The following is a 274-nucleotide window of genomic DNA, read 5'->3' as shown; positions in this document are numbered from 1 at the left end:
GGCATATCCAATAACCCAGACAAAACCGATGTATAAGTCAACATATCCTGAATCAGACATACAATATCGCAATGAAAATCAATAATATTTTAAGGAATATCTTCATGAAATCAAAAGACACCCTAAAGTGGTTCCCTGCGCAGCTTCCTGAAGTAAGAATTATCCTAGGGGATGCTGTAGTGGAAGTAGCAAAACAGGGAAGACCTATCAATACCAGAACATTGCTTGATTACATTGAAGGAAACATAAAGAAAACATCATGGCTGGATAACAA

At 36.9% G+C, this 274-nt stretch carries 1 protein-coding gene; it reads left to right on the top strand.

Annotated features, from left to right (window positions below; translation table 11 throughout):
* Window positions 1-104 precede the first annotated feature (104 nt).
* On the top strand, window positions 105-274 hold a 170-nt coding region (gene ydfK, locus AC0L3J_RS38070), incomplete at its 3' end, for a cold shock protein YdfK (protein WP_473350563.1).

This window comes from Bradyrhizobium sp. Kon37, from assembly GCF_055807535.1.
This window is presented reverse-complemented; position numbering and strand designations above follow the sequence as displayed.